Source organism: Nocardiopsis sp. NPDC006832, from assembly GCF_040635885.1.
Lineage (GTDB): Bacteria > Actinomycetota > Actinomycetes > Streptosporangiales > Streptosporangiaceae > Nocardiopsis.
Window position 1 is genome coordinate 148,758 of record NZ_JBEYLC010000002.1, and the last position, 13,316, is coordinate 162,073.

At 69.6% G+C, this 13,316-nt stretch carries 9 protein-coding genes; 7 read left to right on the top strand and 2 right to left on the bottom strand.

Going from position 1 to position 13,316, the window contains the following annotated elements; genetic code table 11:
• Window positions 1–55 precede the first annotated feature (55 nt).
• Window positions 56–604: a hypothetical protein gene (locus tag ABZ717_RS01685; protein WP_358503900.1), complete on the bottom strand. Its 549-nt coding sequence runs from the start codon at window positions 602–604 to the stop codon at window positions 56–58.
• 307 nt (window positions 605–911) lie between these two features.
• Here ABZ717_RS01685 and ABZ717_RS01690 point away from each other — a divergent pair, with 307 nt between their 5' ends.
• Window positions 912–2,729, top strand: coding sequence for an acyl-CoA dehydrogenase (locus ABZ717_RS01690; RefSeq protein WP_358503903.1), 1,818 nt, complete (start codon window positions 912–914; stop codon window positions 2,727–2,729).
• 149 nt (window positions 2,730–2,878) lie between these two features.
• Here ABZ717_RS01690 and ABZ717_RS01695 read toward each other — a convergent pair whose 3' ends face one another.
• Window positions 2,879–4,129 (bottom strand): MFS transporter, encoded by a 1,251-nt coding sequence (locus ABZ717_RS01695; RefSeq protein ID WP_358503906.1) that lies wholly within the window; start codon window positions 4,127–4,129, stop codon window positions 2,879–2,881.
• A gap of 607 nt (window positions 4,130–4,736) precedes the next feature.
• Here ABZ717_RS01695 and ABZ717_RS01700 point away from each other — a divergent pair.
• The 6 genes from ABZ717_RS01700 to ABZ717_RS01725 all read left to right on the top strand — a co-directional run bounded on the left by ABZ717_RS01700 (window position 4,737) and on the right by ABZ717_RS01725 (window position 13,287).
• Window positions 4,737–5,111 (top strand): hypothetical protein, encoded by a 375-nt coding sequence (locus tag ABZ717_RS01700; protein WP_358503909.1) that lies wholly within the window; start codon window positions 4,737–4,739, stop codon window positions 5,109–5,111.
• Window positions 5,112–5,136: 25 nt separating this feature from the next.
• Window positions 5,137–6,351, top strand: a complete 1,215-nt coding sequence (gene solA / locus ABZ717_RS01705; RefSeq protein ID WP_358503912.1) for an N-methyl-L-tryptophan oxidase — start codon at window positions 5,137–5,139, stop codon at window positions 6,349–6,351.
• Between the two features lie 11 nt (window positions 6,352–6,362).
• The gene (locus ABZ717_RS01710) at window positions 6,363–6,902 is read left to right on the top strand and encodes a hypothetical protein (protein ID WP_358503915.1); all 540 of its coding nucleotides are present in this window, start codon (window positions 6,363–6,365) and stop codon (window positions 6,900–6,902) included.
• 158 nt (window positions 6,903–7,060) lie between these two features.
• Window positions 7,061–9,139 (top strand): serine/threonine-protein kinase, encoded by a 2,079-nt coding sequence (locus tag ABZ717_RS01715; RefSeq protein WP_358503918.1) that lies wholly within the window; start codon window positions 7,061–7,063, stop codon window positions 9,137–9,139.
• A gap of 19 nt (window positions 9,140–9,158) precedes the next feature.
• Window positions 9,159–11,210: a serine/threonine-protein kinase gene (locus tag ABZ717_RS01720; RefSeq protein WP_358503921.1), complete on the top strand. Its 2,052-nt coding sequence runs from the start codon at window positions 9,159–9,161 to the stop codon at window positions 11,208–11,210.
• Window positions 11,211–11,253: 43 nt separating this feature from the next.
• Entirely contained in the window at window positions 11,254–13,287 is a 2,034-nt protein-coding gene (locus tag ABZ717_RS01725) for a tyrosine protein kinase (RefSeq protein ID WP_358503924.1), read from the top strand.
• Window positions 13,288–13,316 lie beyond the last annotated feature (29 nt).

Sequence of the window (13,316 nt, forward strand, 5' to 3'; positions counted from 1 at the left end):
CAAGTGCGAACAGGTGGATAAGATGCCTAGTGTTCTACCTGCGCAATCAGACCTTTCAACGGCCATCGAGGTTCACATAAAAAAGAATCACCATTGACATGGCCTGAACACACGACCAACTCTGCTTTTCATATTCGAATAACACATCGGAAGCCGGCCCTGACACCGGCCACGACCACTGCCTCCCCACCGGAAGCGAAACAAAAGTTACTGTGCGCACGGGGCTCGCAGAAAAATCCCCCGAACTCACAAGGCACGGTGTCACTTCAGCATGAAGTACAGGTTTGAAATACTCGGTCCCGTCGGCCGAGGTGGTCCCGGACGGCACGGTGAACAACACCTTGGCCGTGTGGATCCCGCAACGTTCCAGGTCCGGGGTGCCGGTCCGGACGACGACGGCGTTCCGACCGTCCTCGGCCAACGCCTCGCACACCTGGTCGGCCGTGGTTCGGACGTCGTCCGGCGGCTCCGCCCGGGAGTCGGTGTCCAGGACGAGGGAACGTGGGTCGAAGGCCTCCAGCCACGTGTCGGCCACCTCGTGGGGCGGGACCCCGTGCTCCGCCAGTTGTTCCATGGCGATCAGGTCGCGCAACGCGGCGGTCACGGCCTCCGCGGTGGAGGCGCCGAAACCCAGGGTCCGGTCCGTCCCCTCCTCACGGCGGGCGATGAGGGTGGGGCGGTCGGGGGCTCTTGCGCGTCTTCGCGTCGGTTTGGGAGCGCACCCATACCGATGGACCTAGTGTCCGAAACGCCCCAATAACCTGCCCTGAGGGACAGTTGACGCACCCTTGGCCGACACAAGTACCCGCCAAGACTGGCGCATGGAGCTACTCAGTAGTAACATTGACTTGTTACTAGTCGGTAGATCCGCGTGTACAGACACCGCGGCCAGGGACACAGCGGAGCTGTCCATGACGCATTACAAGAGCAACCTGCGCGACATCGAGTTCAACCTCTTCGAACTCTTCAAGCGCCAGGACATCCTGGGCCAGGGCCCCTTCGAGGAACTCGACGAGGAGACCGCGCGCACCATCCTGGAAGAGGTCGACCGCCTCGCCACCGGTGTCGTCGCGGAGTCGTTCGAGGACGCGGACCGCAACCCGCCCGTCTTCGACCCCAAGACCAACACCGTCGCCATCCCCGAGAGCCTGAAGAAGTCCTACCAGGCCTACATGGACGCCGGCTGGTACAACCTCGACCTTCCCCAGGAGCTCGGCGGCCTCGGCGCCCCCCGCTCCCTGGTGTGGTCCGCGGCCGAGCTCATCCTGGGCTCCAACCCCTCCGTGCACATGTACTCTGCGGGCCCCGGCTTCGCCGGCATCCTGCACGCCGAGGGCAACGAGGCTCAGAAGAAGTTCGCCCAGCAGGCCATCGAGAACGGCTGGGGCGCCACCATGGTGCTGACCGAGCCGGACGCCGGCTCCGACGTCGGCGCCGGCCGCACCAAGGCCACCGACCAGGGTGACGGCACCTGGCACATCGAGGGCGTCAAGCGCTTCATCACCTCGGCCGAGCACGACATGTCCGAGAACATCTTCCACCTGGTGCTGGCCCGCCCCGAGGGCGCCGGCCCCGGCACTAAGGGCCTCTCCCTCTACCTGGTGCCCAAGTTCCTGGTCAACGAGGACGGGTCCCTCGGCGAGCGCAACGGCGCCTACGTGACCAACGTCGAGCACAAGATGGGCCTCAAGGCCTCCACCACCTGTGAGCTGACCTTCGGCGACAAGCACCCCGCCATCGGTTACCTCGTCGGCGACAAGCACGACGGCATCCGTCAGATGTTCCTCGTCATCGAGTACGCCCGCATGATGGTCGGAACGAAGGCGATCGCGACCCTGTCCACGGGTTACCTGAACGCCCTGGAGTACGCCAAGAACCGCGTGCAGGGCAACGACCTCGCCGGGGCGAAGAACTCCCCCAAGGTCACCATCACCCACCACCCGGACGTGCGTCGCAGCCTCATGACGCAGAAGGCGTACGTGGAGGCCATGCGTTCGCTGGTCATCTACACCGCCACCCAGCAGGACGCGATCCAGATCGCCCGGGCCAAGGGTGAGGACCCCTCCGGGCTGGAGGCCATGAACGACCTCCTGCTTCCGATCGTCAAGGGTGTCGGCTCGGAGCACTCCTACGCGCTGCTGGCCGAGTCCCTGCAGACCCTGGGCGGCTCCGGGTTCCTGCAGGAGTACCCGATCGAGCAGTACATCCGCGACGCCAAGATCGACACCCTCTACGAGGGCACCACCGCGATCCAGGCTCAGGACTTCTTCTTCCGCAAGATCGTGAAGAACGGTGGCCAGGCCATCGGCACGCTGTCCGCCGAGATCAGGGCCTTCGCCGAGAGCGACGCCGGCAACGGTCAGCTGAAGGAGGAGCGCGCGCTCCTGCTCGGCGCCCTCGGCCAGGTCGAGAAGATGGTCGAGCTCATGGTCGGCCACGCGATGGGCTCCGCCGAGGACTCCCGCGAGCTGTACAAGGTCGGCCTGAACTCCGTCCGCCTGCTGTTCGCCTTCGGTGACGTGGTCCTGGGCTGGCTGCTGCTCCGCCAGGCCGAGATCGCGCTGAACAGCGTGGACGGCGCCGACGACGTGGACAAGAACTTCTACACCGGGAAGATCGCCGCCGCGCGCTTCTTCTCCGAGCAGTTCCTGCCCCGCGTCGAGGCCGAGCTGAAGATCGCCCAGAACGTGAACCTGGGCCTCATGGACGTCCCCGAAGAGGCCTTCTAGGCTCCGACGGGACACAGGACACCGCCGAGGGGCGGGGTGGTCACACGACCGCCCCGCCCCTCGGGCGTTCTCGCCCCACGGGCTCAGGGCTCCACGTCCACGAGGTCGCCACCGCGGTGGCGTTCCTCGCGCGGGCCGACGCGCGCCCCCTATCTCCGGCGGCGGGCGCGGAGGAGGAACACGACGAGCACGCAGGTGGACAGGACCGTGGTGACGGCCATGGGAACGAAGGCCACCTGGTAGGAGGAGGGCTCTTCGGGGAGCGCCTGGAGGATCGCGCCCGCGGCGACGGTGCAGACGACGGCGGTGGTGAACCCGCTCATGTTGACCAGGCCCGAGGCGACTCCGGTGCGACCGGCGGGGATACCGTCGCGGGCGAAGTCGAAGGAGATCGTGGGCGCCATGGTCTGACCGAGCGCGCTCAAGGCCAGTACCGCCACGCCGAGGGGTACGGGCGCGCCATCCGGCCACAGGACCAACAGGAGCCACCCCAGGCTCAGGGTTCCGCCGAAGACCAGGGCGAAGTAGCCCCGCACGCCCGGCCTGCGACCGACCAGGACCCCCGCTAGGGGTGCGAGTGGGAGGGCACCGGCGGCCAGACCGGTGAGGGTGAGTGCGGCGGCGCCCTCGGAGAGCCCCAGACCGTTCACGAGGAAGGGGTAGCCCCACAGCACCATCATCATCGTGAACGGCGCCATGACGGCCGCGTGGTGCGCCATGCCGATCCGGGGCCCGTCGGCGCGCAGCGCCTCCTTGAGGGCCGCCCAGGCGGATATGGGGTCGGCGACGGTGGAACGTCCGGCCGCCCCGTCGGGTCGGTCACGGACCATCAGCAGCATCAGGGACGCCATGAGCACGGTGAGCCCGGCTGTGGCGAGGAAGGCCGCCACCCAGCCGATCCCGCCCAGTGCCCAGGCCAGCGGGGCGGCGCTGGCCACTTGGCCGGTGCCGCCGACGACACCGGTCAGACCGCTCACCAGCGCGTAGCGCGCGCGGGGGAACCACAGCGCGGCGAGCCTGATGACGTTGAGGAAGACGAGCGCGTCACCCAGACCGATGAGGAAACGGCCGGCGACCGCCATCTCGATCCCCGGGGCGAGCGCGAACATGCAGGATCCGATGGCCATCGCCGCCATGCCCATGACCAGCGTGTACCGGGGGCCGAGCCGGTCGGCGAGCAGTCCGGCGGGCACCTGCAGGACCACGTACACGAGCAGCTGCAGCATGGGCAGTAGGGAGAGCAGCGCGGGCCCGACGTCGAATCGACTCTGTGCCTCCAGGGCGGCCACACCGAGTCCGTTGCGGTGCAGCATGGCGAGGAAGTAACCGCCCACGGCCACGCCCCACACCAACCAGGCGCGGGCACCGCCCCGTGGTTCGTCGGGGTCGGCGCCGTTCACTGTTGTCCTGTCACCGGATGTTTCGGACCGAATCTGGGTCACTTCGCCGCTTCTCTCCTTGTTTCCCGCCGTTTTCCAGTGTCCTCCACACCGGCGAACACCCCCCGCACCGGGGTGACCGGCCGCGCAAAAAGAACGGGAATGCCTTGTGGTGCGGCGGGTGTGGAAAGGGCAAAGCACCGCCGCCGACCGGCAAAACCTGCCCCACCTGCACAAAGTCACTGTAGGCGACAGTTTCGCGGCTCAACGTGGCGAAAACGGGTGACTCTGGCGACAGTCGAATCGGGACCAGAGTCCTTTCATCTCGGTTCGATAACTCGAACACAAGTTCTATTCGACCCTTCTGAACTGCAGGTTTTATGAATCAACGGGTCGATACAGACTTGTTAGGTGTTACATGCGTCACACTTACAAGCCTCGACTCCCAGGGGGACGTTGCTGCTAGCATCCGGAGCGCGAAGAATAACTGCGAGGTAACGGCAGAGTTCACACCGCACCAACTTCGTTCGAGGAAGCCATCCGGTGGCCCCTCGACACCGCGGCGACGTGGCCGCACAAGCACACACGGTCAGCACCCGCGGTTCCTCGACACACACTGGAGACGACCTTGAGTCACTGGCGCCTGAACAACCCCCGGGCCTCCCGGGCGAAGTCGGTACTCGCCAGCCGGGTCAAGCACAAGCCTCGCCACGCCTTCTGCGCCCAGCGAGCGATCACGGCGCTCTTGAACGAACTCTCCGCCGTGGCCACCCGTCCCCTCTACTGGTCCGGTAGCTCCGAGATGGCCGTCGCCTCCGTCATGCGCGACGTGAACGTCTGGTGCCGCGACGGCCGCTTCTTCTGGAACGACCTCTTCCAGGGCGGCACCATGTCGCACCCGGCGAACGACCCCACCGGCGCCGCGGCCCTGCTCAACCCGTTCGCCCAGATCCCCGAGCCGGCGCACTACTACACGCACCGCAGCCCGGTGGCCGCCGCCTGACGCGCTCCCGTTAGCCTTCTGCCCCATGAGCAGACCCCTGGACACCGACACCGTCGTGGTCGGCCTGGGCGCGATGGGATCCCAGACCCTGTGGCGGCTGGCCCGTGAGGGCGTCGACGCGATCGGTGTCGAACAGTTCTCCCCCGGGCACGACCGGGGTTCCAGCCACGGCGAGTCCCGCATCATCCGGACCGCCTATCTGGAGGGCGCGGAGTACGTCCCCTTCGTGCGCGCCGCGTGGCGTGCCTGGGACGAACTCCAGGAGGCCGCGCGGGCACGCCTGGTCATCCGATCCGGCGCGCTGATGCTCGGCCACCCCGGTTCGGCGGCCATCGCCGGATCCACCCTGGCCGCCGAGAAACACGGCCTCGCCCACGAACACCTCTCCGCGTCGGCCCTGGCCGAACGCCACCCCCGCCACCTCACGCGCCCCGACGAGGTCGGCGTGTTCGAGGAGGGCGCCGGGGTGGTCCTGCCCGAACCCGCGATCCTCGCCGCCGTCCGGCTGGCCCGCCAGGCCGGGGCGCGGGTGCTCACGCAGCGGGCCGTCACCCGCGTCGAGCCCGATCCCGACCGCCCGCGCGTATGGGTCGGTGACACCGAGATCCGTGCCCGCCGCGTGGTCGTGACCGCGGGCGCCTGGCTGACCCGTCTACTGCCCGGTCTCACCGACCTGGGCGGTGGCATCAGGGTCGAGCGGCGCGTGCTCGGATGGTTCCCCATCACCGATCCCCTGCCCAGCACGGCCGGCCCCGAGCCGGTCTTCGCGCGCGACGAACCCGACGGCACCCTCTGGTTCGGTTTCCCCAGCATGGACGACGGTCGCACCTTGAAGATCGGGATCCACGCCGAGTCCGAGACGGTGCGCGCCGCCGCGGGCCGACGCGCGGGTTCCCAGTGGGGTGAACCCGTCGACCCGGACGTCGGCCCCCGTCCCCCGGACGAGGACGACGCACGCCGTCTGGGCGACCTCGCCGCGGGACTGCGCGGGGTGGGCCCACTGCCCGAACACATGGTGGCCTGCATGTACACGATGACGCCCGACGAGCACTTCCTCATCGGACGTCGGGACGAGCTGCCGGGGTTGGTCCTGGCGGGTGGTTTCTCCGGTCACGGGTTCAAGTTCGCCTCCGCCGTGGGCGTGGCCCTCGCCGACCTGGCCCGCACCGGACACACGGACCTGCCGATCGGTATGTTCGATCCGCACCGCTGGGATACCGACGGGCGACGGTCTCGCTGAACCCCGACGTCGTGTCCTGGTCCACGACGTCCGGAAGATCCCATGAGCCCGCCGCCCCCGGCGACCTGTCCGCACCGGACTCCCGTTCCACGTCCACGTTGGTCCACACCCCCGACTCCATGGCCCTGGCCACCGCCATGGAGGACGGCACCTCCCTGTGGGACTCCGAGTCGGGTGAACCCCTCGCGCACGTTCCCGTCGACACCGACCTGTCCTCCCCCGCCCCGGTCGCCTTCCACCCGAGCGGCTGTCTGATGGTCGACGGCGCCCTCATGGACGTCGCCCACAGTCGCGAGCACGACCTCGTCCTGGCCTCGCGCACCGGCGAGGACGGTCGGGCCCGATTCCTGGTGGCCTGGGATCCCGACACCGGAGAGGAGTTCCGGCCGGAGGGTCCGTCGACCTCCGGACCCGAGGTACACCCCTTCACGCTCTCCGATGACGGGAGCCTCCTGACGGGCGTGCGTTCCGAGGGCGGGGCCGTCACCGTGTACGAGATCGACCCCGAACTCGGCTACTTCCCGAGGGCGCTCTTGGGCGGACGCGACTGAGCCCCCTCGACCGCCCCATCAGGCGGAACTCCGGGCCGGATGAGGACAGCGCCCTGGGTGGTTTGTCGCCAAGCCGCTACATTGGCCCGGTACACGTCCTCTCCGTGAACCCTCCGGAAACGCCGCCGACTCGCGCGCAGTAAGGATCCCCTGCAGTCATGCAACCCCTCACCGCCGACGATCCCCCCGCCATCGGTCCGCACCGACTCCTGGCCCGGCTGGGCGCCGGCGGGATGGGGAAGGTGTACCTCGCGCGTACCCCCGACGGTCACCTGTGCGCCCTGAAGGTGGTCAAGGAGGACCTGGCGCACGACAACGGGTTCCGGGCACGGTTCGCCCGTGAGGTACGCACGGCGCAACGCGTGCGAGGCCCCTTCACCCCGGCGGTCGTGGACGCCGACCCCGAGGCCCCCGAACCGTGGATGGCCACCGAGTACGTGCCCGGCCCCACCCTCAAGGAGGCCGTCCGGGAGGTCGGGCACTTTCCCGCCGAGTCCCTGTTGGTGCTCACCCTGGGGTTGGCCCAGGCGTTGGCGACCATCCACGCCGCCGGGCTGATGCACCGCGACCTCAAACCCAGCAACATCTTGCTGTCCCCGCGGGGTCCACAGGTCATCGACTTCGGAATCGCCCGCGCCGTCGAGGGGACCGTCCTCACCAGGACCGGCCAGACCTTCGGCACCCCGTCGTACACGTCTCCGGAACAGATCACCGGTAAGAACGTCACTTCGCGCGCCGACGTGTTCTCGTTGGGCGGTGCGGTGATCTTCGCCGCCAGTGGGACGCCGCCCTTCGGTGCGGGCAGCCCGGTCAACGCCCTCGCCAAGGTGCTGAAGGCGGAACCGAACCTGGAGGCCCTCCCGGAGGGGCCGCTGCGGGACCTGATCGCCCGGTGCATGGCCAAGGAACCCGAACAACGCCCCGACACCGATTCCATCCTACGTGAGCTGTCCGGTCTGCCGCTGCCGTCGGCCGCGCACGGTTGGCTTCCCACCCGGGTGAACCGGCAGATCGACGCCAAGGCGGGTGAGACGGAACAGGCCAGGGCCGCCGAGCGCACCACCCTGCCCATGGGCAACGGCCCGGGTCGGGGCGGTGGAACCTCGTGGTGGCGCCGCCGGTCCGTGGTGATCGCGGCGGCCGCGGCCACCGCCTTGGTCCTGCTCGGTGGTGGGGCGCTGGCGTGGACCGCGCTGCCCCTCGGATCCGAGGACGGGCGGGAACCCACCGCCGACGCCTCCGCCGGGGCGGATGACGGGGCGGACGCGGGGACGGACGGCGGGGCCGCCGGCGAAGGCGATCCGGACACGGAGGAGAGCGACCACTTCGGCGGGTTCATGTACACCCTCACCTTCTCCGAGGACGGCGACCACCTGCACGTCTTCGGCGCGAGCACCCTCAGCACGTGGGACTGGCGCGACGGGGAGCTGATCGACGAGTACCCGAGCGCCCTCGGGGCCGACTTCACCGATAGTGGCCACGTCGCGACCGCCGTCAACGAGTACATCCGGGTCTGGCGGGGCGGAAGCGACAATCGGATCGCGGTCCTGGGCCAGGACGAGGAGTTCGGCATGTTCGACATGGCCGCCCTCACCGAGGACGCCTCCACGTTGGCGGCCGAGGCCTCCGACGATGGAACCGAGGACGGGAACCCGATTCTTCAGACGTGGGACGTGGAGAGCGAGGAGGTCGTCTTCGACCTCCCCCTCGACGGATACCTGCACGCCCTGGACTACACCCCGGACGGATCGATGCTGGTGGGGGCGAGCTACAACCTGGATGGTGAGGGCACGGCCTTCACGATCGTGTGGGACGCCGAGAGCGGCGAGGAAGTCCACCGGTTCGAGGGTGAGGAGATCTCGGACTTCGCGCTGTCCAGGGACGGGAGCACCCTGGTGGTCCTGATGGACTACACCGAGGTCCTGGCGGTCGACCTGACGGACGGTTCCACCCGGGAAATGGACATGTCGGGCCTCGGCGACGACAACATCTACGAGGTCGCGCTGTCCGAGGACGGTTCCGTCGCCTACGGCGGGACGAGTTGGCCGACCGCGGACACTCCCGTCTGGGACACGGCCACCGGTGAGGTCACGCCGGTCGAGGGGCTACGTCTCTCGGACGTCATCGGGGTCAGCGCCGACGGCGAGCACATCGCCACCACCGTGACCGAGGACGGCTACGCCACCGTCCGTGTCCTGGACACGACCGACTACGAAGTCGTCGCCGAGTTCTCCTGAACACCCCCGGAAGGCCACCATGCAGCAACCCGCCCCACACGACCCCCGCGAGGTAGGCCCCTACCGTGTCATCGCCCTGCTGGGCTCCGGTGGCATGGGGCGCGTGTACCTCGGGATGGACTCCGACGGCAGGCCCGCCGCGGTCAAGGTCGTGCGCGCCGAGTACGCCTACGACCCCGGGTTCCGTGAACGGTTCGCCCGTGAGCTGGAACTCGTCCAGCGGGTCCACGGCGACTACACGCCGCGCGTGCTGGCCGGCGACACCTCCGGGCAGACCCCCTGGTTGGCCACCGAGTACGTGATGGGCCCTTCCCTGCAGGACCTGGTGTACGACACCGGGCCGCTCCCCGAGCAGTCGGTGCGCTTCATGGCCCGCGGCATCGCCCAGGCCCTGGAACGCGTCCACGCCACCGGGCTGGTCCACCGCGACCTCAAGCCCGGAAACGTGATGGTGGCGGCCGAGGGCCCCCAGGTGATCGACTTCGGCATCGCCCACGCGATGGGGGACTCCCCCGAGGCCGGCGAGGAGGGGAGACGCTTCGCGGGCACCCCCGCGTTCATGTCACCGGAGTCCGTCGACTCCGAACACGGCCCGGGGCCGGCCGCCGACGTCTTCGCGCTCGGCGGGATCATGGTCTACGCGCTCACCGGCCAGGGACCGTTCGGCGATGGCCACCCCTCAACCGTCCTGTACCGCATCGCCAACCTCGACCCCGACCTCGCCCAGGTCCCACCGTCCCTGCGCGACGTCATCGCGGCCTGTCTGGAGAAGGACCCGGCCTCGCGGCCCAACGCCGCGCAGGTGCTGCACGCCCTCGGTGGTCCGGTGGCCCCCGCTCCGACCTCCGCCGCCTGGTCGCCGCCGAACGCCGCGGCCCGAATCGACGGGGTCGCGCACGAGTTCCACGCCACGGTGTCCGCCGCCCCCTCCCCCGGGGCCAAGGGTGGTCTGGGCGGGCGCCTGCTCATCGCCGGCGCCGCCACCGTGGCCCTGGCGATGGTCGCCGGGCTCGGTGTGTGGACCGCGGGACAGGCCGGTCTGGTCGGCGGGTCCCCCGACCCCGAGGAGCAGGAGGCGGCTCCGCGCCAGACGTGCGACGCCACCGAGCACCTCGCCCCCGAGTTCACCGAGGCGGCCAAGGAGGAACCCACCGCGCCCAACGACGACGAAGGCGTCTTCTACACGGAGTTCTCCAGCGACGGCGAGGTCCTGGCCGTCGCCGGCACCGGCGGCGTGGCCCTGTGGAGCTGGCGGGAGGACACCGAGGTCGCGCGGATCGAGACGCGGATCCCCATGCTGTACGGGCACCCGAGCTTCAGCCCGAACGACTGCCTGCTGGCCTACGCCTCCGACGACGGCGCGCACGTGTACGACCTGGAGAGCGGCGAGCACACGGTCTACTCGGAGGGCTTCGACATCGGCTCCATCGCCTTCACCGACGACGGCACCCGTTTGGTGGTCGGCGCGGGTGGGGGTACCGACTCGGCGGTGATGATCTACGACCTGGAGACCGACGAGATGGCCGACACGCTCTCCGGTCCCTACAGCGTGCGCTCGGTCGACGTCTCCCCCGACGGTGCCCACGTGGTCGGTCAGGACTACTCGGAGAAGCTGTACCTGTGGGAGGTGGAGAGCGGTGAGGTCATCGGACAGAGCGAGGAAAGCCCCCTCGTGGGCCCCCAGGGCGTGTCCATGGTGGACGACTCCACCATCCTGCATCCCATCTCCAACGGCGCCCACCGGATGAACCTCGACGATCCCTCCGACTCCACCGACTTCGTCGACGAGGACATGGACGCGGAGGAGTTCGAGGTCCACGACGTGCAGTACAGCGTGGAGGCGGACCGTGTCTACGTCACCTACGTCCCCGTGGACTACGAGTTCGAGGACGCCTACATGAAGGTGTGGGAGTACTCCACGGGGGAGGACCTGACCGCCGCCGAGAACGAGGGATACCTGCACGAGATCGCCGTGCACCCGGAGGGTGAGGTCATCTCGGGCGTGCCCGGGCACGGCAGCGGCATGTGGTTCGTGGACGCGGTCGAATTGCGTCTGGTGGAAGAGATGTGACCCCCGCCCCGTGTCCCCTCCCTCCCCGACCCCGGTAAGGCCCATGTTCCCTCTCCACCCGCACGACCCGCCCGCCATCGGCCCCTACCGGCTGCGCGCCCGCCTCGGCGAGGACGCCTACGCCCGCGTCTACCTGGGGGTACCCCACGACGGTTCGTCGGTGGCGGTGAAGGTCGTACGTCCGGAGTACGCCACCGACCCCACCTTCCGCGCCGCCTTCGCCCGCCAGGTGGAGGGGGCGCGCGGGCTGTCCGGGGCGCACGTGTGCGCGGTCCGGGACGCCGACCTGAGCGGCGCGGTCCCCTGGGTCGCCGTCTCCCGTCCGCTCGGGCCCACCCTGGCCGAACTCCTGCGCGCACACGGCCCGCTCCCCGTAGACGCGGTGCGCCCCTTGGCGTTGGCCCTGGCCCAGGCGCTGGCCGACCTGCACGGCGCCGGCCCGGCACACGGTTCGCTGTGGCCGGACGGCGTCCTCATGGCGGGTCACGGGGCCGTTTTGGCCGACCCCGGCCTGGAGTGGGCGGTCTCCGACACCGAACGGCGGGCGCCGCATCCGGCGTTCGCCGCTCCGGAGGGCGGAGCGAGCCCGGCCACGGACGTGTTCTCGTGGGCGGCGACGCTCTGTTACGCGGTCTCCGGGGTGGCCGGGCCCGAGGGCCTGTCCGCCGTGCCACTGCAACTGCGCGGCCTGGTGGACGCCTGTCTCAAGCGGGACCCCAGACTGCGTCCCAGCTCCTCGGACCTGGTGAGCATGCTCGGTGGGCCCACCGAGCCACCTCCGTGGTCGCCTCCGCTGCGCGCGGCGATCGACGCGGTCGCCACACGTCAGGGCGAGGTCCTGGCCACCGGCCCCGCGGGACGGGAGGTGACGCCGCCGCAGACGATGCGTCGCGGGCGCGGACGACTGCTCGCCCTGGGCACCGGGGCGCTGGTCCTGGTCGTACTCGCGGCCGGGGGCGCGATGTTCGCCCATGACCGACTGTCCGATGATCCGGCGGACGCGACCGGCCCGGAAGAGGGCTCGGAGTCGCTGGTCGGCGAGGGCCGTTGCCTGGATGCCACCGGGTTCCCGCCTCCGGAGGAACCTCCCGCTCCGGACATCAACATCTCCAACCTCACGTTCTCCGGTGACGGAGACGTCCTGGGCGTCGCTTCCGAGGTGGGGTTCATGGTCTGGGACTGGCGGGAGGGACGGGAGATCGCCCGCCCCACCACATCGGATTCGGACCTGTTCTCGGAAGCGGCGCTCTCACCGGTGGGCTGCACACTGGTCACCGCCGCGCCCGTCGAATACGAGGGACGAGAGGATCCCGTCCTCCTCGCGCACACCTACGACCTGATCTCCGGCGAAACCGTCCGACACCTGGGAGCGCAGGAGGGCCCGGACGACCAGGAACGCTGGTTGGCCAGCCCGAAGAACGTCCGGGGTTTCGCGTTCTCCCCCGAAGGCACCCGACTGGCCGTCACCCTGGACAAGGGTTCCGGCGAGGGCCCGGGCACCAACGTCGTCGACACCGCCACCGGCGAGGCCGGCGAGCCCTTCGCCGAGGGGCTCCAGTTCGAGACCCGATTCGTGGACGAGGACCACGTCGCCACCAACGACAACGACACCGTCCACGTCTGGGACGTCGGCACCGGTGAAGAGGTCGGCACGGTGGAGGGGACCTCGGACAGTTCGCTGGCGGTACGGCCGGGAACCACCCAGATCGCCTACGCGCAAGACCCCGAGGTCCAAGTCGAGGACTACGAGGACGGCAGCGAGGTCGCCTCGTTCACCCGCGAGGAGTTCGAGTCCGACGACGAGCCCATCCTCGTCCAACTCCTGTTCGACCCCGCCGGGGAGCGGCTGTACGCGACGTGGTCGGCGGGCACGGGCCCCGGTTCCCGGGAGTACCACCCCTACGTCTGGGACCTGGAGTCCGGCGAGAACCTGCTGGAGGCGGCCGATCAGGCGGCCTCCTACCGGAGCGTCGCGATCCACCCCGACGGCGAGGTCATCGCGGCCCTGCCCGGCGACGGCACACCCCCGGTCCTGCTGGACCCGGACACCTTCGAACAGACCGGCACCCTCTACTGAGGGCCCGCGTCACCCTGCTTCGGAGCACC